Genomic DNA, 26,258 nt, shown 5'->3' with positions numbered 1-26,258 from the left:
CATGACCAAGTTCCCCGACTTCACCACCGTCGACTTCGCCGAGGTCACCGCTCAAGAGGTCGCTTCGGCAGGCCCCGTCTGGAATACGCCTGAAGGCGTCGATGTCGCGGCCGCCTTCACGGCCACCGATGTCGAAGGTCTCGACTTCACCGGAGGCTATCCCGGCGTCGCGCCCTATGTGCGGGGCCCCTACCCGACCATGTATGTCACCAACCCGTGGACGGTGCGTCAGTATGCGGGCTTCTCCACGGCCGAGGACAGCAACGCATTCTACAGACGCAATTTGGCCGCTGGCCAAATGGGCCTGTCGGTCGCCTTCGACCTGGCCACCCACCGGGGCTACGATTCCGACCATGAGCGGGTGAAGGGTGATGTCGGCATGGCCGGCGTCGCCATCGACTCGATCCTCGACATGCGCACCCTCTTCTCGGGCATTCCGCTCGACAAGATGAGCGTGTCGATGACCATGAACGGCGCGGTGCTGCCGATCCTGGCGCTCTATATCGTGGCGGCCGAGGAACAGGGCGTTTCGCCCGACAAGCTGTCGGGCACGATCCAGAACGACATCCTCAAAGAATTCATGGTGCGGAACACCTACATCTATCCGCCCGCGCCTTCGATGCGGATCATTTCCGACATCTTTTCATACACTTCGGCCAATATGCCGAAGTTCAACTCGATCTCGATCAGCGGCTATCACATGCAGGAGGCCGGGGCGACGGCCGACCTCGAGCTGGCCTATACGCTTGCCGACGGCATCGAATATGCCCGGGCCGGCGTCGCAGCCGGCATGAGCATCGACGTCTTCGCCCCGCGCCTGAGCTTCTTCTGGGCGATCGGCATGAACTACTTCATGGAAGTCGCAAAGATGCGCGCGGCCCGCCTGCTTTGGGCCCGGCTGATGAAACGCGAGTTCGATCCCAGGGACGACCGCAGCCTCTCCCTGCGCACCCACAGCCAGACCAGCGGCTGGTCGCTGGCGGCCCAGGATGTGTTCAACAATGTCTCGCGCACCTGCGTCGAGGCCATGGCCGCCGTCAACGGCCAGACCCAGAGCCTGCACACCAACGCCCTGGACGAGGCCCTGGCCCTGCCGACCGACTTCTCGGCCCGCATCGCCCGCAACACCCAGCTGTTCCTGCAGATGGAGAGCGGCACGACCCGCGTCGCCGACCCGTGGGGCGGCAGCTACTATGTCGAGCGCCTGACCCACGATCTGGCCCTCAAGGCCCTCGCCCATATCGAAGAGGTCGAGGCCGCCGGCGGCATGGCCAGGGCCATCGAGCGCGGCATTCCCAAGCTGCGCATCGAGGAAGCCGCCGCCAAGACCCAGGCCCGCATCGACGCCAATCGCCAGAGCGTGGTTGGGGTCAATCGCTACAAGCCCGAGGTCGAGGACGTGATCCCGATGCTGAAGGTGGACAACAGCTCGGTCCGCACCCAGCAGCTGGAAAAACTGGCCCGCCTGAAGGCTGAACGTGATCCGGCCGCGACCCAGGCCGCGCTGGACGCCCTGGAAGCCGGCGCGCGCGGTAACGGCAACCTGCTGGCCCTGGCGGTCGATGCGGCCCGGGCCAAGGCCACGGTCGGCGAGATCAGCTATGCCCTGGAAAAGGTCTTCGGCCGCCACCGCGCCGTGATCCAGACCATCGAAGGCGTCTATGGCAAGGAAGCCGGTGCCGATCCCAAGGCCGCCCGGGCCCGAGCCATGGTCGCCGCCTTCAGGGAAGCCGATGGCGGACCGCCCCGCATCATGGTCGCCAAGATGGGCCAGGACGGCCACGACCGCGGCCAGAAGGTGATTGCCAGCGCCTTCTCCGACCTCGGCTTCAAGGTCGAGATCGGCCCACTGTTCCAGACCCCGGCCGAAGCCGCCCAGGCGGCGATCGAGGCCGGCGTGCATGTGGTCGGGGCCTCGTCCCTGGCGGCGGGCCACCTGACCCTGGTCCCGGAACTGAAGGCCGAGCTCGCCAAGCTGGGACGCGAGGACATGGTGGTGGTGGTCGGCGGCGTGATCCCGCCCCAGGACTTCCAGGCCCTGCTCGACGCCGGTGCCGCCAGCATCTTCCCCCCCGGCACAGTGATCGCCGAGGCGGCCATCGAGGTGCTGGAAAAGCTCAATGTCCAGCTCGGCTATACCCAGGGGGCGGTGGCTTAGCGGCCCTGTCCGACTGTGCTATGCTGGGAGAATGAACGCCCTCTCCCGAGCGCTGGAGACCTCGCAGCAGTATCGCTTCACGCTGGACGATGTCCTGCGCATGCAGGCAGCCGGGATTCTCGCTGAAGGCGCTCGCGTCGAACTGGTTGATGGAGCGCTGGTTGAGATGGCCTCGGAAGGCGCGCCGCATACCTGGGCGAAGATGCAGATCGCCAAGCGCTTGATGCTATTGGCCGGCGATGCCGTGCAGGTGATCGTCGACTCCACACTGCGGCTTTCTCCGACGAACGCGCCCGATCCCGATCTCTATCTCTACGACGCCAGGCTTCCCCTGACCTCCGTCGGCGGGGCCAATGTTGGCCTTGTGATCGAAGTCGCGCAGTCAACGGTCAAGTATGACCTGGCCTTCAAGGCCGAGCTCTACGCCCAGCATGGGGTGCGCGACTATTGGGTGGTTGACGTCAACGCCGCCACGATCATCGTGCATCGCACCCTTGATGGCGGGCTCTATCGCGACGTCACACAGTACGCGGCGCGCGAAGCTGTGACCTCACTGGTCTTTCCGAACCTGACGCTCTGCCTGGCCGATCTGCCCGCAATCCGCTGATCAGCGCTTGCCGGCCTTGGCCCGCTTCTTGGGTGCACGCTTCAGCGCCACGTCATCGGGGAGGCCATGCCGGGCCTCGATGTCCTTCTGCAGCGCCTTGGCGGCCATCAGGTGGCCGGGGAACATCATGTCCACCACCGAGCCGGCGATCGGCACGGCGTCGGTGGCGGTATCCATCGCCACATAGGCCAGCATCCGCGCGAGGGTCACGAACGAGGCTCCGGCCGACAGGCCGTGGATCAGCAGCAGCCCGCCGGCACCCATACTGTAGAGCGGCCCAACCACTGGAACCCACGACAGGACGCCATCCAGACCCAGGCCGAAGGGACCGAGACCGATCAGGCGGTCAGACAGACCCTTGATGGTCTCAGCAGACCGCCAGGCGCGATGCGCGCGAGCCCGGCGCGTGTCGGCGAAGGGGGCGGCTTCATCGGTCATGCTTGATCAACGCCTCGCCCGTTCAGAATGTATCGACCGCTGTCAGCCCAGGAAAACGACCCGGCGCTTTTCCTTGCCCGCCTGAATCCGGGCCAAAAGATCGCGATACTCCGCCGTACCCTGGACCTCCTTGCGGCTGCCCTCGAAATAGATGGTGTCGTCCATATGGTTGATCAACATGTCGGCCGACCACTTGTGGCCGGTGAACAGCACGTCGGCGACCTTGCCGGCGACCGGCAGGGAGCCGGCCACGGTGTCGATCAGGATGATGGCGACGATCTGGATGACGATCATCGGCGCGGCGCGGGCCCGTACGGCGTCCATGATGATCAGGCCGCCGGCCCCGAGGCTGTAGAGCTCGCCAGCGCCCGGAATCCAGGTCAGCAGGCCGTCGAGGCCGACGCCGAGCGGGCCGACACCCACGACATTGTCCGACAGCTTCTTAACCCGTTCCACATTGTTCCGGATGTTGTGCAGGTCGAGGTGCGACTTGGCGAAGATCACCAGAAAACTCCGGGGTGAAGAACTGGGCCCAATCTGCCTTAACCATCGGCGCGCAGGAAGTGGCAGAACGCCAGATTCCCGCAGGAGGCGAGATTGACGCAAGAAAGCGCCGCTTTGCAGGTGAGCCCCTCGCGGAAGCCGCAGTTTGCGCCTAAGTTAACGACGTTGTCGCGTGTGCCGCACAGGGGTTTATCGATGCTGATCTCGACCACGCCCTTCATCGAAGGCCGGCCGGTTCAGGACTACAAGGGGGCGATCTACGCCCAGTCGATCCTGGGCGCGAATGTGGTGCTGGACCTGATGGCCGCCATCCGCGACTTCATCGGCGGCCACTCGAAGTCCTATGAACGGGTCCTGGGGCGGGCGCGTGATGACGCCCTGAAGAACCTGATCAAGGAAGCCGAGAAACTGGGCGCCAATGCGATCGTGGCCGTCGACCTCGACTACAACACCGTCGGCCCCAATGGCTCGATGATGATGGTCTCGGTCTCCGGAACGGCCGTGGTGATCTAAAACCCTTTGCCCCCGCCCCTGATGGAGCCATCAGGTCGGAAAAGGCTCTAGGCGTAGCCCAGAAGGGCCCGCAGGCCGGGGGCGTGAAAATCCACGATCCGCTTGTGGACGTCTGACAGAACTCTCGGCAAGTCGGCCGTTACATTGAGGTTTTCGCTGGCGGTCCGGCTTTCCCGGCGATCGGCACCGGCCTCGACCCGCTCTCGCCAGTCGGTCGGCAGATCCAGACCGCAATCGGCGAGCAACTGGCGGAAAAAGGCCTCCGACCGCCTGGATCCCAGGTCATTCAGGCTCTCGACAATATCCTCATAGCGCACGATCACGGCGCTGGAGCCCATCCAGGCCACGGCATTGAGGGCAAAGATGTCCTTCAGGTCCGGCACCTTGCCGTGGGCGCCGAGGATCATCATCATCACCACGTCCTCGGCCGAGGCTGCGCCGCCCTTGATGTGGTTCAGATTGCCCTGGAATTCGTCCGAAAGGTAGAATCGCGCCCGGGCCAGAACCCAGTCATAGGGATCGCGGACCAGCACGATATGGCGAACATCGCGCAGGGCGATGGCCGACTCGTCCGAAAACAGCATGTGACCCCAGCTGATCATCGGTCTGGCGGCTGAGAAGGCCTCCGGCCCGTACTGCCTGAGGATGGCGTGCTGAATGTATTCCCGGCGCCAGTGCTGCTCCGGCGCGACGAACATCCGCAGGATGTTGCGGATCAGGTGGGTGCCGGCCTTGGGCACGCTGTTGAGATAGACCGGCGTCGCCAGGCTCGCGCGCTCGAACTGCAGGCCGATCTCGTCGAGATTGTCGGGCTTGCCCCGGATTATGGCGTTCACGCGATCAGGTCCCCAACTCGGATATCAATACAGAAACGGCGGCGGGTCGCCCCGCCGCCGTCATGTTAGTCCAATCCGCTAAGACTAGAAGCGCGCCGTGATATTCAGGAACACGCGGCGACCATAGTAGTCGTACTGCGAGGCCAGAACCGAGGTGCCGACCGTGCTGTAGTTGCCCTGGCCGCGCGACACCGCCGGGGGCGCTTCATTGAACACATTGGCCACGCCGCCGAGGACCGACCAGTCGTCGAACTTCTTCTGCAGCGAGAGGCTGTGATAGGCCGTGAACTCGGTGTGGATCTTGTAGAAGGTGGTCCCCGCCGCGTTCTTGTCGGCATAGTCCTCGGCGTCAGACGCCTTGCCGACCATGTCGACGCCCCAGAAGCCCGTCCAATCGCCCTTGACGAGGCGGAAGTTCAGCTGGCCGGTCCAGTCCGGATCGCCGACAAAACCGTTCTTGTCGATCGTCGTGCCGGCGAACAGGGCCGTGGTGTCCTCAAGCTGCCAGGTCGACTGGAGGTCGACCGTCAGCCTGGTGTCCCAGGGCAGGTCCTGGCCGTAGCGAACGGTCAGGTCGATGCCGCGGTTGGCCTGCTCGGCGATGTTCAGATAGTTGTTGGTGACCTTGTTGATCAGGTTGGAGCCCGGCGTGCGGGTGAACAGCTTGCACAGCGGATCGTTCGGGAAGGACAGCGAACGATAGCAGCCCGACACGATGCGCGCGGCACCGAGCTGGGTGATCTCGTCATTGACCTCGATTTCGAAGTAGTCGACCGCCACGTTCAGGTTGGCGAAGCTGGGGGTCCAGATCACGCCATAGGTGACCGCCTTCGAGGTTTCGGCCTCGAGAGCGCCCTTGCCGCCGCCCGCCGTAATGGTGGCCGACGAGCCGGCACCCGAATGGGTGCCCGGAATGCCCGCGGCGGCGCAGTTGTTGGCGACGTATTGCGGCAGGTTGCCCTGGGCCAGGTTGGTCGCCCAACGGATGCAGGGGTCGAGCGTGCGCTGTGAGGCGAAGCTCGTCTCGGCATTCTTGTAGAGTTCGAACAGGGCCGGAGCGCGGAACGACGTGCCCTTGGTAGCCCGCAGGCGCAGCGACGGCACGATCTGCCAGTTCAGACCCACCTTGTAGGTGTCGTCCTCACCATAGCTGTTGACCTTGGTATGACGGCCCGACAGCGACAGCTCGACATTCTCCGCGAAGGGCAGGCCCTTCAGCAGCGGAATGCTCAGCTCGCCGAAGAACTCGCGCGCCAGGTCGTCGCCCTTGGTGATGCCGGCCGTGGAGGAGCCCCACACATTGCCGGCCAGAGTGACGGCACCAGGCGTGTCGTTGATCGAGTCCTTGCGATAGTGGAAGCCGAAGGCGGCGCCCACGTCACCGGCCGGCAGCTTGAACAGCGAACCCGAGGTCGAACCTTCGATGACCAGTTGCTTGTAGATGGTCTTGCCGGCTTCATTGTCGAACAGGAAGGCTTCTTCGGCAGCCGTGTACTTGCCGGCCAGGAAGTCCGGCGTGACCCAGCTGACGTCGACGCACTTCTTCTTGCTGATCGGTGTCGTCTGGCCCGCGCAAGACCCGGTGCGGAAAGCGCCGATATCAACGGCGTCTTTCAGGATCACGTCACGTGAATAGACGCCCTTGGAGTGGCTGTACTGGCTGAAGATGTCCCAGTCCCAACCCTTCAGGAAATCGATCTTGCCGAAGTCGCCGCGCAGGCCGCCGACAAAGCGCTGATAGTCAACGCGCTGGCCGTCGCGGGCCCGGTTGGTGACCGGGGTCGGTGACAGGATGAAGTCGCCGGTGAAGCCCTTGCTGAACGGGTCGATGTCGCCGGTGTAGAAGTAGCTCCAGAACTGGCGATAGCCGTTGCTCTTGGTGGCGCGGCGGTTCAGCAGCAGTTCGCCATAGGCCTCGACGCTGTCGGTGATGTCGAACGCGCCCTGGGCATAGATGGTCGAGCGCTCGTTGCGCGGCACCAGCGAGGATTCGAGATTGAACGGGCTATTGAAGTCCAGAACGCCGTTGTCGGCGGCCTGGGGATCATCGCTGTAGCCCACGGTATAGAAGCCGGCCGGCGCGCCCGGATAGTTGGCCGCCTGGCCCGGCGGCACGCGGGGGATCAGGCCGCCCAGCTTGCCGTCATAGTCGAACTGCAGCTTGCCATCGAGACCGGCGAAGCTGAAGTCATAGAGCCAGATCTGATCATACAGCAGGTCGCGGCACTGGGCCGAACCCGTGCGGGGATCGATGGTGTCCTTCCGCTTGCCGCTGGAGTCGGTGATGTATTGACGGCCGCAGTTGGTGTAGCTGCGATCACCAATCCGCTGCTCGGCGGTCTTCGAATAGTCGTAGGAGACGTTCAGGAAGCCGCGGTCAAAGGTCTTGCCCCAGCTGATGCTGCCGCGGCTCTGCTCGCCGCCCTTGTCCTGGGGCTGGCTGACGAAGGCATCGATCTCGAAGCCTTCCGTATCGCGCTTGGTGATGATGTTGACCACGCCGGCGACGGCGTCGGAGCCGTAGATCGACGAGGCACCGTCCTTCAGAATGTCGACGCGGTCGATCGCGGACACCGGAATGACGTTGAGGTCGACGGAGGACACGCCACCGCGGACGCCGGCCGGACCGGTGCGACGACCATTGACCAGCACGAGGGTACGGTTGGCACCCAGACCGCGCAGCGAGATGGTTTCAGCACCGGGGCCACCGTCGGTGACGAAGGCGCTGGAGATGGCCGAGGTCACCTGCGGCGAACCCGAGGCGATGGTCGAGGTCTGCAGCAGACCCGCAGCGGTCGAGATGCCCTTCAGCTTGCCCTGTTCAGCACTGATCACCTGGATCGGGTCGGGGCTGTTGAATTCGCTGCGCTTGATGCGCGAGCCGGTCACGACCAGCTCTTCGATCTCGGTCACGTCCGCCGGCTTGTCGGCGGTGGTCGGCAGGGGCGCGGCGGCCTGGGCGAGGGCCAGGGTCGGCGCAAAGGCGGTGACCGCCAGTCCGGCCATGACCGTGGTGGCCAAAAGATGCTTACGATGGTTGGACATGACAGAAACGCCTCCGTGAATTCCCATAGGGCAGCAAGACCGACAGCTTCTTCGGACAGAGGCGTGGAATTTAACTGCAATGGGGACAAGAGCGCGATCCGGGGCTGCACCGCAACCTAGGTGTCGTCTTTGGGTCGTATTTCCGACACACTGTGTCTTTCGGTACGCACCCAACGGTCGGATCGGCGCAAGGCCTGCAGAGTCACGGGCTTGGCCGGGCCGACGCACCCGCTATGGTGGCAACGGGTTCGCTGGCCAGGCGCACCCAAAGAAACGCATTCAGACTGGAGCCGACTGTGAGACTAGACCCGCGCCCGCTCGCCGCAGCCGCAGCCGCCGTCCTACTGGGCCTGACGGCCCCTTCGCTCCAGGCCGCGCCACTACCGGCCAAGGTGTTCGCCGACCCGCCGGCCATCAGCAACGTGCAGATCTCGCGCGACGGCAAGCACATCGTCGCCCTGACCAGCCAGAACGGCCAGAGCCCGATGATCTCGGTCTGGAGCACGGACGCCCTGGACAAGCCGCCGGCCGTGATCTCGGCTGCCAAGGTCCGCATCCTGGGCGTCAGTTTTCTGAAGAATGACCGCCTGCTGGTGCGGACGATCCAGACCTTCACGGTCGGTAACATCAAGACCCACCTGAGCCGGCAATATGTCTCTGACCTGGAAGGCAAGTCCTGGAGCACGCTCCTGCCGGACGGTCGCACCCGTTCGGAGAGTGATGCCTTCCAGGCCAAGTTCGACGATGCCGGTGTGATCGACTTCCTGCCCGCTGATCCCCGCAACATCGTGGTCGAAGACCGGCGCCAGGATACCCGGGGCGACATCCTCAAGCTGGACATCTATTCGGGCGTTACCGAGCGGCTGATGCGCGGCTCCGAACGCTTCGGCGGCTTCCAGGTGGACCTCAAGGGTGAGATCCGTACCCGCCAGGAGCTGGGCTATGACAATGGCGCGGTCTATTTCGCCCAGTGGATCCGCGACCCGGCCAGCGGCGAGTGGTCCGAGCATTTCCGCTGGTATGCCAAGGACCGCGAGCCGGTTGCCATCGTCGGCTTCACCGACGATCCCAACATCCTCTACATCTCGTCCAGCAAGGGTCGCGACAAGGCCGGTCTCTATGTCTACGACATCAAGGCCCGGCAGATCGTCGAGCCCCTGCTCGAGCACAAGCTGTTCGACGCTGGCGGCATCGTCACCTCCACCGCCAAGGCTGACTATGGCCGGGTCCTGGGCTTCTCCTACTCGGGGGCGACCAACACCACCTACTGGACGGACGAGACTTTCTCGGCCCTGAACAAGAGCCTGCGCGCCGCCCTGGGCATCAAGACCAGCGTCGTCAACTGGACGGATCCAGCGACCGGGGCAGCGACGCGCCTGCCTGTCGCCGAAGGGGCCGATGCCGCGATCACCGACTGGTCGGAGGATCTGAAGCACTTCATCGTCGAGAAGTCGGGTCCGGCCAATCCGGGCGAGTACTATCTGCTCGACACCTCGGGGACGCTGAAACTGCTGGGCAAGGTGCGGCCCGATCTCGACACCGCCGCCCTGGGCACCACACGTCTCGTTCAATACCCGGCCCGTGACGGCCTGATCATCCCGGCCTATCTGACCACCCCGCCTGCCGACCAGTTCGGCCCCGGCCCCTATCCGACCCTGATCGAACCCCACGGCGGCCCCTGGGCACGGGACTATCTCGACTGGGATCCGGCCGGCTGGGTCCAGTACTTCGCCAGCCGCGGCTATGCGGTCCTGCAACCCCAGTTCCGCGGGTCCGAAGGCTGGGGCCAGAAGCTGTGGCGCGCCGGCGACGGCGAATGGGGCCAGAAAATGCAGGACGACAAGGATGACGGGGTCCGCTGGCTGATCGACCAGAAGGTCGCTGCGCCCGACAAGGTGGCCATGTTCGGCTATTCCTATGGCGGCTATGCAGCCCTGGCCGCCGCCATCCGGCCCAATGGTCTCTATCGTTGCGCCATCTCCGGTGCCGGAGCCGGCGACCTGGCCAGCATCAAGCAGGCCACCTTTGACAACCGCTTCCAGCGGGAGTTCCAGAACCCGACCATCCGGGGTCTTGATGCCCTTGAAAAGGCGCGGGACTCCCAGATCCCGCTACTGATCTATCATGGCGACCGCGACCAGATCGTCGACGTGAAGCAGTCGCGCAAGTTCGTCGACGCCCTGAAGACAGCCGGCAAGCCGCACCGCTATCTCGAGATCAAGGACATGGGCCACCAGCTGGCCACCATGGAACCCGCCATGGTCGAGACCCAGCTGGTCGAGATCGAGAAGTACCTGAACACCGAGTGCGGCAGCGGGGGCATCGGCGCGAGCCGATGACCCCGAAAAGGCACCGTCAGGCCCATCACTGAAAGCGGGCCGGACGGGTCACCGCCCGGCTTCAGGCCTCGACGGTGGCGGCAAAGCGCTTGGCCTGGGCCACCCAGGCATCGCGGTCGGCCCGACCCTTGAGATTGAGCAGCTGATCGATCGACTGGATGTCCTCGGTGGTCCAGGCGGCGATCTGGGCAAAGCGCGTTACGCCCAGTTCAGTCAGGGAAGCCGCCAGCTTGGGGCCGATCCCGACCAGCCGGGTCAGGTCATCGGCCTGGATCTCGAGGCTGGCGTTCAGATCAGGGCTTTCGGTTTCGGCGACGCGCTCGGGCTCGACGACGGGTTCGACCACGGCCACAAGCTCAACGGCCTCGATCACGGCCGCTTCAGCCTCGACCACCGCCGGGATCTCGACCTCGGGGGCCAGAACCGCATCGGCGGCTTCCTCCGGCGTGTCCAGGGTTTCGAGCGGCTCCTCGGCGACAAAGGCGACCGGCTCGGCCACTAGCTCAACCGGCGGATCGACGACGGGCGCGGCTGCGGCTTCGGCTACAGGCTCAGGGGCGCGACCGGCGTGGGCTTCAAGATTGACCGCCTCGCGCCAGCGTGAGGCCCACCACCACCAGGCCGCTCCGGCGGCGGCAGCGCCCCCGAACATCAGCCACAGGGGCGAGGCCGCCCCGACCATCACATGGGGTGCCGTTTCGGGATCAACCCGCTCGGACTTGAACTCGGGAAGGAAAGACAAGGAGGAAACCATGGCGCGCGCTCCGGCAACCGCGATTTTGTGCAACGCAGCATAACACAGATCTCACGTTCGCAAGTGCGAAAATGTTGCCCCTAGGTCAAGTCAATCCAATCCCCTTTAGCACCAGTCCGGCCAGGACCATCACCACCACCAGGGCCAGCATCGGCAGGCGCAGGGCAAAGGTCAGACCCAGGGCCAAAACCGTCAGCCCCAGGGCCCCGGCATCAAGACTGGCGAGATCCGGGACTGTCACCTTCAAGGCACCCCAGGCCAGAGATTCACCCGTGCGGAACAGCAGATGGGTCGCAAACCACAGGGCCAGCTGGGCAATGACCCCGACCGCCGCCGCCGACACCATCGACAGGGCCCGGGCCGGTCGCGGCCGGCCACGCAGGCGCTCGACGAAGGGCCCGCCGGCGAAGATCCACAGGAACGACGGCGCGAAGGTCGCCCAGGCTGCCATCAGACCGCCCGCGAGCCCGGCGATCCAGGCCCATTCCGGCGCGGCGGCCTGATAGGCCCCGACAAAGCCGAAAAAGACAAAGACCAGCAGCAGGGGTCCGGGCGTCGTCTCGGCCAGACCAAGGCCGTCCAGCATCTGGACAGGCGTCAGCCAGCCGAGGGCCGAAGCCGCCTGACCCAGATAGGCCAGGGCCGCATAGGCTCCGCCGAAGCTGACCACGGCCAGTCCGCTGAAGATGGCACCCATCCGCGCCACCACGGAGTCGGGTGCCAGAATCAGGGCGGTCAGAACGGGGGCCAGCCAGACGACCAGCCAGACCAGGACAGTTCTAAGGGTTCCGCGGCGCGGCGTGGACTCTATCGCCACCAGCTCCGCCGTTGCGCCCCGGCCAAGAACCCAGCCGATCAGACCGGCTACAAGGATCAGGACGGGAAACGGCACGATGGTGAAGCTCATCAGCCCAAAGGCGGCGACCGCCATCAGGGCACCGACCCGATCCCGGACGGCGCGTCCGCCGATCCGCAACACGGCCTGGGTCACCAGGGCGACAACCGCCGCCTTGAGTCCCAGCAGCACCGGCCCGGCCCATTCCGACCGCCCATAGACGATATAGAGCGCCGATAGGCTCAGCATGACGGCCAGGCCGGGCAGGATGAACAACAGTCCCGCCGCGACGCCACCCCGCACCCCGTGCAGACGCCAGCCCAGCCAGACGGCCAACTGCTGGGCCTCCGGTCCGGGCAGGAGCATGCAGAAGCTCAAGGCATGGGCGAACCGCGCCTCATCGATCCAGCCCTTTTCCTCGACAACAGTCCTGTGCAGCAGGGCGATCTGGCCCGCCGGTCCACCAAAACCGAGGCAGCCGATCTTCAGCCAGACTCCCAGGGCCTCGGCAAAGCTCGGCGAACTTCGGGTCATGCGACGGTCCGCCAGATGCGGGCCACACCGCCGGCCTGGCCCAGCTGACGGACGATCCACTCGGTCGCGCTCCGGACGGCGGGCTCGACCTCGAGCGGGGCACCGACCAGAACCATCGCACTGCCGTTCATCTTCATCGGGTCCAGCAACGGCCTCAGCCTGACCTCAGCGATTAGCGCGTCGTTCGTGACAGTTTCCAGCGCACGCACGAAGGCGTCGAGGGTTTCCAGGTCCTTCAGCGGCGTCCAGATCGCCAGCACAGAGGCGGGATCCCGTTGCAGGGACTGGCGCGTCGTCTCGACGATGCGGGCATAGTCGTCCGGCCGTTCAAAGGGCGGATCGATCAGGATGACGCTTCGCCCGCCCCGCCCTGCCCGGGTCTGGGCGGTCTCGTAGCCGTCCGCCTTGCAGGCCTGGGCGAACGGAAAAGGTGCCAGAGACCGGCGCAGCAGGTCGAAGTCGTCGTCGCGCAATTCACAGGCGGTATAGCGATCTTCCCGGCGAAGGGTGCCGGCGATCAGCAGAGGCGAGCCCGGATAGAGCGGGCCGTCCCGGCCGCCATTCATCGCCCGCAGGGCCGCCATCAGGGGCGCGAAAACCGGAGGGGGAGCCGGGTCCGCAAGCAGACGGAAGATGCCGGCCTCGGCCTCACCCGACCGCCGCGCCATCTCGCCACTGAGGTCATATCCGCCGGCCCCGGCATGGGTGTCGATCACCGCCAGGCCGGGGGACTGCGCCTTCAGGGTTTCCAGAACCGCCAGCAGGATGGCGTGCTTCTGAAGATCGGCGAAGTTGCCGGCGTGAAAGGCGTGGCGATAGTTCATGGCAGAGGCAGGGTCCCGGAGAGGTCCGCCGCTTTATCATGGACCGACAGGGCCCGGCGAAGTTCCTCGACCATGATCTGGCGCAGGCTGGCCGGCGCGACGATCTCGACGCCGTCGCCCCAGGTGAACAGGTGCCAGGCCAGTTCGAGCATGCCGGCGGCCCGAAAGGCCACCGTGACAGAGCCGTCCGGCTCTGGACGCACGGTCTGGGTGGCGTGAAAGCGCCAGCGCAGGGCATCCTCGGCCCGGTCAGGACGGATCCGCAGAAACACGTCCTCGACCGCGCCGTGATAGATGCCGAAGCTTTCGTCGGCGAAGGCCTGCAGCGAGAAGTCCTCCGGCGGCGGGGCCGGTCGATCCAGCACCCGCAGATCCTGCATGCGGTCCAGCCGCCAGGAGCGTGGACGCGGATCCTCGCCCTCCAGAGCGACCAGATAGTTGCTGCGGGCAAACAGGATGCCCAGGGGCGTCACCTCGCGCGTGCGGCCGGGCGTGCTGCCCCCTTCATAGCGAAAGGACAGCGCACTCAGCCCCTTGATCGCCGTCCGGATGGCGGCCAGGGCGGTCACGTCCTCATAGGGCCGGGGTCCGGCATGGACGGCGATCGTCTCGGCCTGGACCAGAGCCTCGACATCGGGAGCCACCTTGCGCCGGGCCGCGCCGCGCAGGGCCGACAGCAACTTGCGCTCCAGGGCATAGAGCGATGATGCCCGTCCTTCCGCCCCCGAAGCCCTGTAGGAATCGGCAGCGGTTCGGAGGGCCGCTAGTTCCTCGGCGGTCGGAGTCTGGAACAGACCGTCCAGCCCGGCCGGAATGCGAAACCGCCGGGTCGGAGGGTCCTCGACCACCTCCATCTGCGGAAAGGCCGCCCAGACCGCATCGCGCATGCGCTCCGCCGTGCGGCGCCCGACCTCCAGGGCCCGCGCCATCTCATCCAGGGTCATGCCTTCGGCCGATCCCGCCAGCATGCGGGCCAGGTCCAGGAGACGTGCAGCTTTTTCGTGCCTCATACGTTCTCCATACGACCGAATCTGGCGCATGGCACGCGCAAACAGGACCGGTCCGAACCCTGGAGGTCTTGATGTCCCGTTTTGCCTGCCCTGTCTGGGCCATTGCCCCGGTCAATGCACCGATGATTTCGGCAGTCCTGGCCTTCGCGGACATTCACCGTGACCTCGGCCGCGGACGGACCCTGATGCGGATCAGCCCCGAACGCGCCGCCCGCGCCGACATCATCCTGCTCCTGGGTCGGGACGCTGATCGGGTGGTGGACCTGGGCGTGGTCTGGAACGACCGCGAGGACCAGATCATCCGGGTCATCGACGATGCCGAACGGCGCGACTCACGCCTGGCAGCCTGGGAAGATGCCTATGACCTGTTCGAGTCCGAGGTCTGCGAACCCGCCGATCACCGAATGGTCGCCTGACGCCAGCAGGCTTCCGCGACCCGGATTGCACATTCGGGCGCTCCGCTCTGCCTAAAAATGCGGTCTCGACGCCACCCAAAGGGGCGCCGGGGCCGTTCTGCTGTCCTGTGACAGCTTCATGCCGACCCGGCCATTGCGCAAGTCGACGACTTCAATCCACGCTTAATCGTTCGGCAACGTCCGAGTGAAAAATCGCGTCAGTTTCAAAAACAATAAAGGTCGGGAGAAAACAGCCGTGGAGAAGGATTCAATCGTGCGTTTATAATTGAACGAGGGGGCTCTCTATGACTCGGCACTTTAAATCGACACTTCTCGCCGGAATTTCGGCACTTAGCGTTACTCTTGGATACTCGGCACTGGCGCACGCCGCCGAGACACCCGCCGACCCGGCGGCGGAAACCAATTCCGAACTCGAAACCCTGATCGTCACGGCGCGCGGCAAGCCCCGCACCGTCCTCGACAGCGCGGTTCCGGTGGACTCGTTCAGCGAAGCTGACCTGAAGTCCGCCGCCTTCACCGACACCAATGACATTCTGAAGTCGCTGGTTCCGTCCTACACCCTGGCTCGCGAGCCGATCTCGGACGGTGCCACCTTCGTTCGCCCCGCCAGCCTGCGCGGTCTGCCCACCGACAAGACCCTGTTCATGGTCAATGGCAAGCGTCGCCATCGTTCGGCTCTGGTGACCATTGGCGGCACCGGTGCCCAGGCCCCCGACGCGGCGACCATCCCGGCCTCGGCCCTGAAGAACGTTGTCGTCACGCGTGACGGCGCGGGTGCCCAGTACGGCTCGGACGCCATCGCCGGCGTCATCGACTTCCAGCTGAAGGACAGCCCCAGCGGTGGTTCACTGACGGCCCAGTACGGCCAGTTCTTCCTCGGCGACGGCGAAGACGTGATGATCACGGGCAATCTCGGCCTGCCGATCGGCGACAAGGGCTTCGTCAACGGGACCTTCGAATATACCAGCCAGAACCAGGTTCACCGCGGCAAGCAGTACTGCAACGTGGGGATTCCCAACCAGTCGGCCGGCTTCTGCGTGGCATCCTATGCCGCCGCCAACCCGTCCTACGGTGCCCTGATCACGGACTATGTGCAGAAGTGGGGTCAGCCGGACTCCGAAGCCCTGCGCGGCGTGATCAATGCCGGCTATGACATCAGCGACAGCCTGTCGCTCTACGCCTTTGCCAACTATTCGAAGAGCAGCGCGACCGAGTACTTCAACTATCGTCCGCCGGTCAGCAATGCGGTCAATGCCACGCCGATCCGCCAGGCCGACGGCTCGATCTTCCAGTTCAGCTCGATCTTCCCGGCCGGCTTCACCCCGATGTTCGGCGGCGACGTCACCGACTACAGCCTGACGGGTGGCCTGAAGGGCAAGTTCGCCAACGGCGTCACCTACGATCTGAGCGGTCGCTACGGGAACAACAAGATCGCCTACACGATCTGGGACACCGTGAACCCGTCGATGGGACCGGCCTCGCCGAAAGAATTCTACGACGGCTCGCTCATCTCGACGGAAAGCGCAGCGAATGCCGACTTCGCCTATGACTGGACGGTCGCCGGCATCAGCACCCCGGTGACCCTGAATTTCGGGGCCGAGTACCGCAAGGAAGGCTATGAGATCACCCCCGGTGATGTCCCCTCCTACATTGCCGGTTCCTGGTCGGTCCCTGACCCCTTCGGCTTCTGCAATGCGACCACCCGGACCGCCACGGCCAAGGGTGCTGCCCTGCCCTCCACGGCCGGTCTCAACTGCGCCAACTACAAGTCAGACGCCACGGACGGCTTTGCGGGCCTCGATCCCGTCTACAATGCCCTGGGCGTCGGATCGAACGGCTTCCCCGGCAACACGCCGTCCTATTCAGGCGAACTGACCCGCGACTCCTATGCCGGCTATGCCCAAGCCTCGGCCAACATCACTGAGGCCTGGTTCTTCGACGCGGCGATCCGGGCCGAGAAATTCTCGGACTTCGGCGACACCTTTAACGGCAAGCTTGCGACCCAGTACCAGATCACCGAGGATTTCGGCATTCGCGCGTCAGCCGGTACGGGCTTCCGCGCCCCGACGCCCGGCCAACTGTTCACCACCAACGTGTCGACCCGCGTCGAAAACGGCGCGATCATTGCCTCGGGCCTGTTCCCGGCGACCAACCCGGTCGCCAAGTACATGGGCGCCAAGGAACTGAAGCCGGAAAAGTCGGTCAACCTGGCGCTTGGCTTCACGGCCTCGCTGTTTGACGGCATGAGCCTGACGGTCGACCTCTACAACATCGCTATCGAAGACCAGTTCTATGCCACCAGCGCGATCACGGTGACGCCGTTGATCAAGTCTGCGCTGATCAGTGCCAAGATCCCCGGTGCGGACACGATCGGCCAGGTCCAGTTCTTCCAGAACGCCTTTGACTCGACCACCACCGGTGTCGACGTCGTGGCGACCTACAAGAGGGCTTGGGACAGTGGCCAGTCGACCAGCTTCACCGCCAGCGCCAACTGGAACAGCTTCGTTGTCGACAAGGTCAACAAGCCCACTCCGAACACCTCGGGCGTGACCTACACCTTCTTCGACGGCGAAAGCGTCTATGACTTCAAGCATGCCGCGCCGCGCTGGAGGAGCACGCTGTCGGCCACCCACGAGATCGGCAAGTTCAAGATCCTCGGCCGGGCCAATATCTACGGTCCGTACAAGAACATGTTCAGCGTCGGCAAACCCGACGTGATCCAGAAGTGGGATCCGGAGATGATGTTCGACACCGAGATCTCCTATGCCGCGACCGACACCTACTCGATTGCGATCGGGGCCCGGAACCTGTTCTCCAACTATCCCGATCCGGATCTGACCGGCGAGTCGGCGACCAATGGCCGGCTTTACCGCTCGGACTCCATCGTCGATTGGCAGGGCGGCTTCTGGTACGCCAAGGTCTCGGCGACGTTCTAAGAGCGCGCTACAGAGCCAATACGAAGGGCCAGGCGAAAGCCTGGCCCTTTTCGCATGTCATCGCTTCAAAGTGATCGGCAGGGCCTTGCCCATCCGGATCAGCGGCACGGCATAACCGCTGGAGGTCATGGCCGAGAACGGCTCGATGTCTTCATAGCCACAGGCGCGATAGAGGGGCTCGCCCCCCCAGGGTCGCCGCCAGTTCGCAGCGCCTGAACCCTTCCGCCGCAGCTGCCGCCTCGCAGGCCTCCAGGACCAGTCGCCCGACGCCCTTCCGGGTGTGATCGGGGTGGGTGTACATGGCCCTGACCCGGGCGGCATCGGTCGCCGGATCGAGCAGGGCCGCATCGCGTCCGGCCGAATGGTCGCCGCCGAACAGGGTCGCCCGCCGGCTCCAGCCGCCGCAGCCCGCGATGCCCCCGTCGTCGCCAAGGACCTCCACGACAAAATAGGTGCCGTCGGCGATCAGTTGACTGTCGAGACCCATGATCTCAAACGATGCCTTCACACCCTCTTCCGGCAGGAACGGCGTGAGAAGGTCGCTGATCGCGGCATTCATCAGCGCCGAGAGCACCGGCATATCCACCGGATGCGCCAGGCGGAGACGAAGGGCGGCGGCAGGCTCGGTCATGGCGGTCTCCTCTGGCAGGCTGCGCGCCTTTTGATGCGTCGCCTCCGACGGGACGGAAGCCTGATTCCGCCTCGATCCCGCTCCCCTTCGCCACACGCCCACGGTTCGCACAGGGGGTGCCCAAGGTGCCCAAGGGCGGAGCATCTGGCCGTGATCTAACATGTCAGATCATCCGGCGTCTGAAATCCGGTTGCGCCCAAGCCCCTGAAATCTCGAGATGCAGGAGACTTTGGTCAGGGCGCGATCGACCGAAGGGACGAAGGGTGTATCGTCACCGCGATGCACGCGTTATCTGCGTCGGCTTATTTGAGTGGCGGACTGGCATGACGACGACTGTAGGCCTGGCGACAGGCGAAGTACTCACCCGGCGGCGGTTCTTTGAGGGCCTGGCCGCCGTGGGCGGGATCTCCCTGGCGCTGTCGGGCATGGACGCCTTGGGCTTTGGCATGGCCTCGGCCAGCGAGCTGCCACCGGCCCTGACCGGCGACGCCAAGGGTACCAAGGTCGTCATCCTCGGCGCAGGCCTGGCCGGCATGACCGCCGCCTATGAACTGTCAAAAGCCGGATACCAGGTGCAGATCCTGGAAGCACGGGCCTTCGCCGGCGGACGCTGCCAGACGGCGCGCAAGGGCTTCCAGCATACCGACCTGCTCGGCCACAAACAGACCTGCGAGTTCGACGAGGGCCTCTACATCAATCACGGACCCTGGCGGATCCCGTACCATCACCGCTCGACCCTGCATTACACCAAGCTGTTCGGCGTGCTGCTGGAAAGCTTCGTCAACGACAATGACGCCGCCTATGTCTATTTCGAGAAGGGCTCGGGCCCGCTGAAGGGCAAGCCGGTCCGCAAGGGCGAACTGGCCGCCGACGCCCGCGGCTATGCGGCCGAACTGATCGCCAAGGCCGCCAGCAAGGGTGAACTCGACGCCGCCCTGACCCCGGCCGACCGCGAGACCTTCATCGCCTACATGATCAATGAGGGCCGACTGTCGCCCAAGGATCTGGCCTATACGGGCACCGAGGGCCGGGGGTTCTCGGTGCAGCCGGGGGCAGGCGTCGATCCTGGGCCGGGCAAGGAGCTTGAGCCCTTCACCTTCAAGGACGTGCTCGACAGCAAGGCCTGGCGCGTCCTGACCTCGGTCACCGGCTATGAGCAGCAGCGCACCATGCTGCAGCCGATCGGCGGCATGGACCAGATCGCCAAGGGCTTCGAAAAGCACGTCGGCTCGATGATCCGCTATTCGACGGTCGTCCAGAAGATCAAGCAGAACGGCAAGGGCGTGAAGGTCGCCTACAAGGACGCCTTCGGCGAAACCGGCGAGATCGAGGCGGACTACTGCGTCTGCACCATCCCGCTGAGCGTGCTCAAGCAGATCGACATCGAGGTCTCCAAGCCGTTCAAGGCGGCGATGGAAAGCGTGGCCTATGCGCCGGTCAACAAGATCGGCCTGCAGATGAAGACCCGGTTCTGGGAGGAGAACCATCACATCTATGGCGGTCACATCTATAACGACATGCCCGGCATCGGGACGATCACCCTGCCCTCCACCGGCTGGCAGAGCCAGAAGGGTGTGCTGCTGGGCTACTATAATTTCGGCGGCGAAGCGGCCCGGATCAGCGCCAAGTCCCCGGCGGCCCGCGCCGAGTTCGCCGTGGCCGGCGGCCAGAAGATCTTTCCGGAATATGCGGCCAGTTTCGAGAACGCCTTCTCGTTCTGCTGGCATCTGGCCGAGTTCAATCTCGGCGGCTGGGCCGAATGGGGCGAGGCGGGCCGCCGCGACGCCTATCCCTTGCTGTGCGAACCCGACGGTCGGCTCTATCTCGCCGGCGAGCACCTCAGCTACCTTGGCGGCTGGCAGGCTGGAGCCATCGAGTCGGCCTGGCAGCAGATCGCCAAGATCCACGCCCGCGTACAGCAGGCCTGAGACCCGAGGACCCGAGAACCCTGATGACGCTTGCTTCCCGTTTCGCCCTGCTGAGCCTGCTGGCCGCCGGCGCTGCGCCGACCCTGGCCTCCGCCGCTCCGCCGCCCAAGTCGCTCTACGAAGACAATTGCTCGGCCTGCCATCAGGTGACCGGCAAGGGCATCAAGGGTGCCTTCCCGGCCCTGACCGCCTCGCCCCTGGTCAATGGCCCCGCAGCACCCCTGGTCACCACAGTGCTGAATGGCCGGGCCGGCATGCCTGCCTTCAAGGATGACCTCAGCGACGCCGATTTGGCCGGCATCATCACCTATGTGCGCGCCTCGTGGGGCAACAAGGGCACGCTGGTGAGCGCCGCCGACGTCGCGTCTATCCGCGCCAGAGCCAGGGCCGCCCAGACGGCCCGCGGCCTGCAAGCCCACTGATCGTTCCCCCTGAAGGAGAAGACCATGACCCGCCTTGCCACCCTCACCGCCGGCGTCCTTCTGGCGACCGCTCTCGCCGGAGCCGCCTCCGCCCAGGACATCGTCCGCGGCGGCGACCCCAAGTCGGCCATTGCCAGCGTCGTTACGGTGCCGGCCGGCTATGACATGATCTATGTCAGCGGCATGGTCCCGCCGATGCTCGACCCCAAGGGCGACCCCGCCCTGACCGCCACGTTCGGCGACACCAAGACCCAGACCCTGGGCGTGCTGAAGCGCATCGAGGACGCGCTGAAGACGCAGGGCGCGACCATGGGCGATGTCGTGATGATGCGCGTCCTGCTGGTCGGCGATCCCGCCAAGGGCGGCAAGATGGACTTCGCCGGCATGATGGAGGCCTACAAGACCCTGTTCGGCACGGCCGAACAGCCCAACAAGCCTTCGCGGATCACCAGCCAGGTCGCCGGCCTCGTCGCAGGCGGCATGCTGGTCGAGATCGAGGTCCAGGCGGCCCGCAAGAAATAGGGCAGCGCCCGTTTCCATTCCCGCCTGTGGTATTGCAGATGCATCAGGGGGAGACCGGCCCAGGCCGGTCTCCCTCTTTTTTTGGCCAGACCACGAGAGACGGCGATCTTTCGGAGACAGTTTTATGACAACGTTGTCAAACGGTCATGACGGGTCTATAGGGAGCATGCCCTTCCAGGGCGTTTCCTCCCAATGACTCGGCCGCCTTCTTCTCCTGGGAGGCGGCCGTCTTTTTGTCCGGCCTGCGCCGGCCATGATGCTTGACTCAAGCGACGGTCCGGCCGAAACGCCCGGTCCATGATCAGCCGCTATGCCCGCCCCGAAGCCGCCGCCATCTGGTCCAGCCAGACCAGGTACAAGATCTGGTTCGAGATCGAGGCCCACGCCGCCGATGCCATGGCCGAACTTGGGGTCATTCCCAAGCTGTCGGCCGAGACGATCTGGGAAAAGGGCCGCGACGCGATCTGGGACAGCGACCGCATCGACGAGATCGAGCGCGTCACCAAGCATGACGTCATCGCCTTCCTGACCCACGTGTCGGAAATCGTCGGCCCGGAAGCCCGCTTCCTGCACCAGGGCATGACCAGCAGCGACGTTCTGGACACCTGTTTCGCCGTGCAGCTGTCGCGCTCCACCGATCTGCTGATCGAGGGCGTCGACCTGCTTCTGGCCGCCCTGAAGCGCCGGGCGCTGGAACACAAGATGACGGTCTGCGTCGGCCGCAGCCACGGCATCCACGCCGAGCCGGTCACCTTCGGCCTCAAGCTGGCGGGCTACTATGCCGAGTTCCAGCGCGCCAAGGAGCGCCTGGCTATGGCCAAGTTCGAGATCGCCACCTGCGCGATCTCCGGCGCCGTCGGCACCTTCGCCAATGTCGATCCGCGCGTCGAAGAACATGTCGCCAAGATGATGGGCCTGACGGTTGAACCGGTCTCGACCCAGGTCATCCCCCGCGACCGTCACGCGGCCTATTTCTGCGCCCTGGGCGTGGTGGCCTCGTCGATCGAGCGTCTGGCCACGGAAATCCGCCACCTGCAGCGCACCGAGGTGCTGGAAGCCGAAGAGCCGTTCGAGGTCGGCCAAAAAGGGTCGAGTGCGATGCCGCACAAGCGCAATCCGATCCTGACCGAAAACCTGACCGGCCTGGCCCGTCTGGTCCGCTCGGCCGTGACCCCGGCCCTGGAGAACGTCGCCCTCTGGCATGAGCGCGACATCAGCCACTCGTCGGTTGAGCGCGGCATCGGTCCGGACGCCACGGTCCACCTCGACTTCGCCCTGCGCCGCATGGCCGGCGTCATCGAGCGCTTCAACATCTATCCCGAGAACATGGCCAAGAACCTCGACAAGCTCGGGGGCCTGGTGTTCTCGCAGCGGGTCATGCTGGCCCTGACGCAAGAGGGCGTCAGCCGCGAAGACGCCTATGCCGCCGTGCAGGGCAATTCGATGAAGGTGTGGCGCGGCGAGGGCAGGTTCATCGACTTCCTCAAGGCCGACCCGGTGGTCTCCAAGGCGCTGTCGGATGCGGTTCTCGAGGAACTGTTCGACTACGGCTACCATACCAAGAACGTCGACGTGATCTTCCGGCGCGTCTTCGGCGAACAGGGCTGAACATGAGCGAGGCCCCGGTCCTCCGCCTCAATCCGGCGCTGGATCCGGCAGCCTTCGCACAGGTCTATGCGCGCGAGGGTCTGGTGCGCATTCCCGATGTGTTCGAGCCGGCGGTCGTCGACCGCCTGGCCGGCATTCTGGAACAGACCCTCGACTGGGACGTCATCTGTTCGAACGAAACGGGCGGGGCCGAGATCCTTAGCCGGGCCCGGCGCGCCGAACTCGGGGCCGACGCCGTGGCCGCCCGCTTCCATGCCGCCACCCTTCGGGCCCGCACCGGGTTTGCCTACATCTATCTGGGCTATCCGATGATCAACGCCTTCGTCGAAGGCCGCGACCCGGGCCACCCGATTCACGCCCTGACGGCGTTCCTCAACAGCCCCGAATTCATCGCCTTCGGCGCGGCTGTTACCGGCGAGACCGCCATCACCAAGGTGGATGCCCAGGCGACGCTTTATCGCCCGGCCGACTTCCTGACCCTGCATGACGACACCGGGGTGGGCGAACGGCTGGCGGCCTATACCTTGGGCCTGACCCGCCAGTGGCGGCCCGACTGGGGCGGCCAGCTGCTGTTTCACGATGACGCCGGCGACGTCGAACGCGGCTTCGCGCCGGCCTTCAATGTGCTGACCCTGTTCAAGGTGCCGCGCAAACACTCGGTGGCCCCCGTCGCCCCCTATGCCGGCGCGCCGCGCCTGACCGTCACCGGCTGGCTGCGGAACGACCCGCCCAATGGTCGCTGAGCGTAAAAGAAGCTTCCCGCCGGTCGTAGATGCAAACACCCGCGTCCTGATCCTGGGCAGCCTGCCGGGCGAGGCCTCACTGGCGGCTGGCCAGTACTATGCCAATCCGCGCAATGCCTTCTGGCGGCTGCTCGAAGGGGTGCTCGACACGCCCCTGGTCGCTCGCCCCTATGCGGACCGGCTGTCTGCCCTGCGCGCGCGCGGTATCGGCCTGTGGGATGTCGTCGCGGAGGCCGAGCGGCGCGGCAGCCTGGATGCCGCGATCCTCAATCCCCGCGCCAATGACCTGCTGGCCCTGGTCGAGTCCCTGCCGGCCCTGCGGGCTGTCGCCTTCAACGGCGGGACAGCCGCGAAACTGGGACGCCGCCTGCTGGCGAGCCTGGTCGACAGTGTCGCGCTCATCACCCTGCCCTCTTCCAGTCCGGCCCATGCGGCGCAGAGCTTCGAAGACAAGGCCCTGGCCTGGAACACCCTGAGCGTCCGCCTCGCCTGAGCGGCGGAACATTACAACCTTTTCAGCTGCCTTCCGGCCCGGCCTGGTGCAGCGTCTCGCCTTCTTGGGGAGAGACTTCCAATCATGCGTATCCTTCTGCTGGCCGCGACCTCCGCGATCGCCATGTCCGTCGCCGCCTCGGCCCTGGCCGCCGAACCCGCTAAACCGATGTACGGAGCCTGGGGCGTCGACCTCACGGCGCGCGACACCACCGTCTCGCCCGGCACCGACTTCAACAAGCACGCCAATGGCGCCTGGGAGGCCAGGACCCAGATTCCGGCTGACCAGGCCGCAGCCGGTGTCGGCTATGACGTCTTCAACCGTTCGCAGGAGCAACTGCGCACCCTGATTGAAACGGCCGATGCCTCGACGCAGATCGGTGGCCTGTACAAGAGCTTCACCAACGAGGCCCAGGTCGAGGCCATCGACGATAAGCCGCTGAAGGCGGATCTCGCCAAGATCGCGGCCCTGGGCAGCAAGACCGACTTCGCCCTGGCCATGGGCCGCGCCCACGGCGGCTTTGGCGCGGATATCTTCTCGCTGGACATCTATCCCGACGCCAAGACCCCGGAGATCAACACGATCTATGTCGGCCAGTCAGGCCTGGGGCTGCCCGACCGCGACTACTATCTGACCGACGCCTTCAAGCCGCAGCTGGCGGCCTATACCGCCTTCATCGAGCGCGCCCTGACGATGGCCGGCTATGCCAACCCCGCCAAACTGGCCGCCGATGTCGTCGCCTTCGAGACCGCGATCGCCAAGGCCAGCTGGGCCGTCGCCGACCGTCGCGACATCGACAAGATCTACAACCCCACCTCCATCGCCGATCTGAAGACCTATGCACCGAACTTTCCGTGGTCGGATTATCTGACCGCAGCGGGCATGCCGGGCCTGACCAAGGTGGTGCTGGGCGAGAAAACCGCCGTTCGCGACATCGCCAAGGTCTATGACGAGACCCCGCTCGAGACCCTGAAGGCCTGGCAGGCTTTCCATCTCGTTGAGGAGGCTTCGCCCTACCTGTCCAAGCGCTTCGTCGACAGCCGGTTCGAATATGTGAAGGTCCTCAGCGGTCAGTCCGCCCTGCGCCCGCGCTGGAAGCGTGGTGTCGGTCTGGTCGACAGCACCGTCGGCGAAGTCGTCGGTCAGACCTATGTGGCCAAATACTTCCCGCCCTCGTCCAAGGCCCAGATGGTCGAACTGATCGCCAATCTGAAGACGGCCATGGCCAAGCGCATCGAGCAGGCCCCCTGGATGTCACCGGCCACCAAGGCCGAGGCCCAGACCAAGCTCTCCAAGATGAAGGTCATGGTCGGCTATCCCGACAAGTGGCGCGACTATTCGGGCCTGAAGATCGACGTCGCCGACCTCTACGGCAATGTCTCGCGCAGCCGGGCCTTCGAGTGGGCCTATAGCCTGAACGATCTGGGCAAGCCCGTCGATGCCGGCAAGTGGGCCATGACGCCCCAGACGGTCAACGCCTACAATGGCGGTCTCGAGAACAAGATCGTCTTCCCGGCCGGCATTCTGCAGGCGCCCTATTTCGATCCGGCCGCCGACCCGGCGGTGAACTATGGTGCCATCGGCGCGGTGATCGGCCATGAGATCAGCCATGGCTTTGACGACCAGGGCCGCAAGATCGACGCCAAGGGGGCCCTGCGCGACTGGTGGACGCCCGAGGACTCCAAGCGCTTCGAGGCCCAGGCCGAGATCCTGGGCAAGCAGTACGACCAGTACGAGCCGGTTCCGGGCGCCAAGATCAACGGCAAGCTGACCATGGGCGAGAACATCGCCGACCTGGCCGGCCTGCAGGTCGCCATCGACGCCTATCACGCCTCGCTGAAGGGCAAGCCGGCCCCGGTGATCGACGGCATGACCGGCGACCAGCGGCTGTTCCTGGCCTTCGCCCAGGCCTGGCAGTCCAAGGAGCGGGACGACTCGCTCAAGCAGCAGATGGCCTCCGACCCGCACTCGCCCTCGAGCTTCCGGGTGGTGGGTCCGACCCGCAATGTCGACGCCTGGTATGCAGCCTTCGGGGTGAAGCCCGGCGAGGCCTATTACCTGGCTCCGGAGGCCCGTTCGCGGGTCTGGTAGGCCCTCGGCCCTGCCGCCAAATGAAAAGGGCCGCCCCGAGGGGCGGCCCTTGTACTTTCGGCCTGGGCCCC

21 protein-coding genes and 1 pseudogene are annotated in these 26,258 nt (G+C 65.3%); 13 read left to right on the top strand and 9 right to left on the bottom strand.

The window, feature by feature from the left end; genetic code table 11:
- The first annotated feature begins 1 nt into the window (after position 1).
- The gene (gene scpA, locus AQ619_RS05500) at positions 2-2,158 is read left to right on the top strand and encodes a methylmalonyl-CoA mutase (RefSeq protein ID WP_062145277.1); all 2,157 of its coding nucleotides are present in this window, start codon (positions 2-4) and stop codon (positions 2,156-2,158) included.
- Positions 2,159-2,189: 31 nt separating this feature from the next.
- The gene (locus AQ619_RS05495) at positions 2,190-2,765 is read left to right on the top strand and encodes a Uma2 family endonuclease (RefSeq protein WP_062145275.1); all 576 of its coding nucleotides are present in this window, start codon (positions 2,190-2,192) and stop codon (positions 2,763-2,765) included.
- Here the strand turns inward: AQ619_RS05495 and AQ619_RS05490 are convergent, their stop codons facing one another.
- Both AQ619_RS05490 and AQ619_RS05485 read right to left on the bottom strand, forming a co-directional pair.
- Positions 2,766-3,203 (bottom strand): DUF4112 domain-containing protein, encoded by a 438-nt coding sequence (locus AQ619_RS05490; protein WP_062145273.1) that lies wholly within the window; start codon positions 3,201-3,203, stop codon positions 2,766-2,768.
- A 42-nt stretch (positions 3,204-3,245) separates the two neighbouring features.
- A complete protein-coding gene (locus AQ619_RS05485) occupies positions 3,246-3,710 on the bottom strand; it encodes a DUF4112 domain-containing protein (protein WP_166504322.1) in 465 nt (154 codons plus the stop codon).
- A gap of 192 nt (positions 3,711-3,902) precedes the next feature.
- Between AQ619_RS05485 and AQ619_RS05480 the strand changes: the two genes are divergently transcribed.
- A complete protein-coding gene (locus AQ619_RS05480; protein ID WP_062145269.1) occupies positions 3,903-4,220 on the top strand; it encodes a heavy metal-binding domain-containing protein in 318 nt (105 codons plus the stop codon).
- 47 nt (positions 4,221-4,267) lie between these two features.
- On the opposite strand, the gene AQ619_RS05475 is transcribed toward AQ619_RS05480, so the two are convergent.
- Positions 4,268-5,056 (bottom strand): hypothetical protein, encoded by a 789-nt coding sequence (locus tag AQ619_RS05475; protein WP_062145267.1) that lies wholly within the window; start codon positions 5,054-5,056, stop codon positions 4,268-4,270.
- Positions 5,057-5,140: 84 nt separating this feature from the next.
- Positions 5,141-8,101 carry a TonB-dependent receptor domain-containing protein gene (locus AQ619_RS05470; RefSeq protein WP_166504145.1) on the bottom strand — a complete coding sequence of 987 codons (2,961 nt, stop codon included), beginning with the start codon at positions 8,099-8,101 and terminating at the stop codon, positions 5,141-5,143.
- A 296-nt stretch (positions 8,102-8,397) separates the two neighbouring features.
- Between AQ619_RS05470 and AQ619_RS05465 the strand changes: the two genes are divergently transcribed.
- A complete protein-coding gene (locus AQ619_RS05465) occupies positions 8,398-10,440 on the top strand; it encodes an alpha/beta hydrolase family protein (RefSeq protein WP_062145263.1) in 2,043 nt (680 codons plus the stop codon).
- Positions 10,441-10,501: 61 nt separating this feature from the next.
- Here the strand turns inward: AQ619_RS05465 and phaH are convergent, their stop codons facing one another.
- The 4 genes from phaH to AQ619_RS05445 form a co-directional block, all read right to left on the bottom strand.
- Positions 10,502-11,194 carry a phasin PhaH gene (gene phaH / locus AQ619_RS05460; protein ID WP_062145261.1) on the bottom strand — a complete coding sequence of 231 codons (693 nt, stop codon included), beginning with the start codon at positions 11,192-11,194 and terminating at the stop codon, positions 10,502-10,504.
- 85 nt (positions 11,195-11,279) lie between these two features.
- On the bottom strand, positions 11,280-12,563 hold the full coding sequence (chrA, locus tag AQ619_RS05455; RefSeq protein ID WP_062145260.1) for a chromate efflux transporter: 1,284 nt from the start codon (positions 12,561-12,563) through the stop codon (positions 11,280-11,282).
- Positions 12,560-13,387, bottom strand: a complete 828-nt coding sequence (gene rlmJ, locus AQ619_RS05450; RefSeq protein ID WP_062145259.1) for a 23S rRNA (adenine(2030)-N(6))-methyltransferase RlmJ — start codon at positions 13,385-13,387, stop codon at positions 12,560-12,562. Before rlmJ ends, chrA begins: the two co-directional genes overlap by 4 nt.
- Positions 13,384-14,397, bottom strand: coding sequence for a helix-turn-helix transcriptional regulator (locus AQ619_RS05445; protein ID WP_062145257.1), 1,014 nt, complete (start codon positions 14,395-14,397; stop codon positions 13,384-13,386). The genes rlmJ and AQ619_RS05445 overlap by 4 nt, the downstream gene beginning before the upstream one ends.
- 71 nt (positions 14,398-14,468) lie before the next feature.
- On the opposite strand from AQ619_RS05445, the gene AQ619_RS05440 reads away from it, so the two are divergent.
- Both AQ619_RS05440 and AQ619_RS05435 read left to right on the top strand, forming a co-directional pair.
- Entirely contained in the window at positions 14,469-14,813 is a 345-nt protein-coding gene (locus tag AQ619_RS05440) for a hypothetical protein (RefSeq protein WP_062145250.1), read from the top strand.
- Positions 14,814-15,097: 284 nt separating this feature from the next.
- Positions 15,098-17,749, top strand: a complete 2,652-nt coding sequence (locus AQ619_RS05435; protein WP_062145248.1) for a TonB-dependent receptor plug domain-containing protein — start codon at positions 15,098-15,100, stop codon at positions 17,747-17,749.
- A 57-nt stretch (positions 17,750-17,806) separates the two neighbouring features.
- On the opposite strand, the pseudogene AQ619_RS05430 reads toward AQ619_RS05435, so the two are convergent.
- Positions 17,807-18,380: pseudogene (locus AQ619_RS05430) on the bottom strand (GNAT family N-acetyltransferase).
- 323 nt (positions 18,381-18,703) lie between these two features.
- On the opposite strand from AQ619_RS05430, the gene AQ619_RS05425 reads away from it, so the two are divergent.
- The 7 genes from AQ619_RS05425 (at position 18,704) to AQ619_RS05395 (ending at position 26,187) form a co-directional block, all read left to right on the top strand.
- Positions 18,704-20,308 (top strand): flavin monoamine oxidase family protein, encoded by a 1,605-nt coding sequence (locus tag AQ619_RS05425; protein WP_062145246.1) that lies wholly within the window; start codon positions 18,704-18,706, stop codon positions 20,306-20,308.
- Positions 20,309-20,331: 23 nt separating this feature from the next.
- The gene (locus AQ619_RS05420) at positions 20,332-20,730 is read left to right on the top strand and encodes a c-type cytochrome (protein WP_062145245.1); all 399 of its coding nucleotides are present in this window, start codon (positions 20,332-20,334) and stop codon (positions 20,728-20,730) included.
- A gap of 24 nt (positions 20,731-20,754) precedes the next feature.
- Positions 20,755-21,252 (top strand): RidA family protein, encoded by a 498-nt coding sequence (locus AQ619_RS05415; protein WP_062145242.1) that lies wholly within the window; start codon positions 20,755-20,757, stop codon positions 21,250-21,252.
- Positions 21,253-21,549: 297 nt separating this feature from the next.
- On the top strand, positions 21,550-22,860 hold the full coding sequence (gene purB, locus AQ619_RS05410) for an adenylosuccinate lyase (RefSeq protein WP_062145240.1): 1,311 nt from the start codon (positions 21,550-21,552) through the stop codon (positions 22,858-22,860).
- Positions 22,861-22,862: 2 nt separating this feature from the next.
- The gene (locus AQ619_RS05405; protein ID WP_062145238.1) at positions 22,863-23,603 is read left to right on the top strand and encodes a 2OG-Fe(II) oxygenase family protein; all 741 of its coding nucleotides are present in this window, start codon (positions 22,863-22,865) and stop codon (positions 23,601-23,603) included.
- Positions 23,593-24,096 carry a DNA-deoxyinosine glycosylase gene (locus AQ619_RS05400; RefSeq protein ID WP_062145236.1) on the top strand — a complete coding sequence of 168 codons (504 nt, stop codon included), beginning with the start codon at positions 23,593-23,595 and terminating at the stop codon, positions 24,094-24,096. Before AQ619_RS05405 ends, AQ619_RS05400 begins: the two co-directional genes overlap by 11 nt.
- An 84-nt stretch (positions 24,097-24,180) precedes the next feature.
- The gene (locus AQ619_RS05395) at positions 24,181-26,187 is read left to right on the top strand and encodes a M13 family metallopeptidase (RefSeq protein ID WP_062145234.1); all 2,007 of its coding nucleotides are present in this window, start codon (positions 24,181-24,183) and stop codon (positions 26,185-26,187) included.
- Positions 26,188-26,258 lie beyond the last annotated feature (71 nt).

This window comes from Caulobacter henricii, assembly GCF_001414055.1.
Classification (GTDB): Bacteria; Pseudomonadota; Alphaproteobacteria; order Caulobacterales; family Caulobacteraceae; genus Caulobacter; species Caulobacter henricii.
This window is presented reverse-complemented; position numbering and strand designations above follow the sequence as displayed.

Coding starts and splice junctions, on each gene's coding strand:
- AQ619_RS05480 (WP_062145269.1), top strand. CDS start 3,903: ATGCTGATCTCGACCACGCCCTTCATCGAAGGCCGGCCGGTTCAGGAC.
- AQ619_RS05395 (WP_062145234.1), top strand. CDS start 24,181: ATGCGTATCCTTCTGCTGGCCGCGACCTCCGCGATCGCCATGTCCGTC.
- AQ619_RS05445 (WP_062145257.1), bottom strand. CDS start 14,397: ATGAGGCACGAAAAAGCTGCACGTCTCCTGGACCTGGCCCGCATGCTG.
- AQ619_RS05495 (WP_062145275.1), top strand. CDS start 2,190: ATGAACGCCCTCTCCCGAGCGCTGGAGACCTCGCAGCAGTATCGCTTC.
- AQ619_RS05405 (WP_062145238.1), top strand. CDS start 22,863: ATGAGCGAGGCCCCGGTCCTCCGCCTCAATCCGGCGCTGGATCCGGCA.
- purB (WP_062145240.1), top strand. CDS start 21,550: ATGATCAGCCGCTATGCCCGCCCCGAAGCCGCCGCCATCTGGTCCAGC.
- scpA (WP_062145277.1), top strand. CDS start 2: ATGACCAAGTTCCCCGACTTCACCACCGTCGACTTCGCCGAGGTCACC.
- AQ619_RS05470 (WP_166504145.1), bottom strand. CDS start 8,101: ATGTCCAACCATCGTAAGCATCTTTTGGCCACCACGGTCATGGCCGGA.
- phaH (WP_062145261.1), bottom strand. CDS start 11,194: ATGGTTTCCTCCTTGTCTTTCCTTCCCGAGTTCAAGTCCGAGCGGGTT.
- rlmJ (WP_062145259.1), bottom strand. CDS start 13,387: ATGAACTATCGCCACGCCTTTCACGCCGGCAACTTCGCCGATCTTCAG.
- AQ619_RS05490 (WP_062145273.1), bottom strand. CDS start 3,203: ATGACCGATGAAGCCGCCCCCTTCGCCGACACGCGCCGGGCTCGCGCG.
- AQ619_RS05435 (WP_062145248.1), top strand. CDS start 15,098: ATGACTCGGCACTTTAAATCGACACTTCTCGCCGGAATTTCGGCACTT.
- AQ619_RS05425 (WP_062145246.1), top strand. CDS start 18,704: ATGACGACGACTGTAGGCCTGGCGACAGGCGAAGTACTCACCCGGCGG.
- AQ619_RS05400 (WP_062145236.1), top strand. CDS start 23,593: ATGGTCGCTGAGCGTAAAAGAAGCTTCCCGCCGGTCGTAGATGCAAAC.
- AQ619_RS05420 (WP_062145245.1), top strand. CDS start 20,332: ATGACGCTTGCTTCCCGTTTCGCCCTGCTGAGCCTGCTGGCCGCCGGC.
- AQ619_RS05415 (WP_062145242.1), top strand. CDS start 20,755: ATGACCCGCCTTGCCACCCTCACCGCCGGCGTCCTTCTGGCGACCGCT.
- AQ619_RS05440 (WP_062145250.1), top strand. CDS start 14,469: ATGTCCCGTTTTGCCTGCCCTGTCTGGGCCATTGCCCCGGTCAATGCA.
- chrA (WP_062145260.1), bottom strand. CDS start 12,563: ATGACCCGAAGTTCGCCGAGCTTTGCCGAGGCCCTGGGAGTCTGGCTG.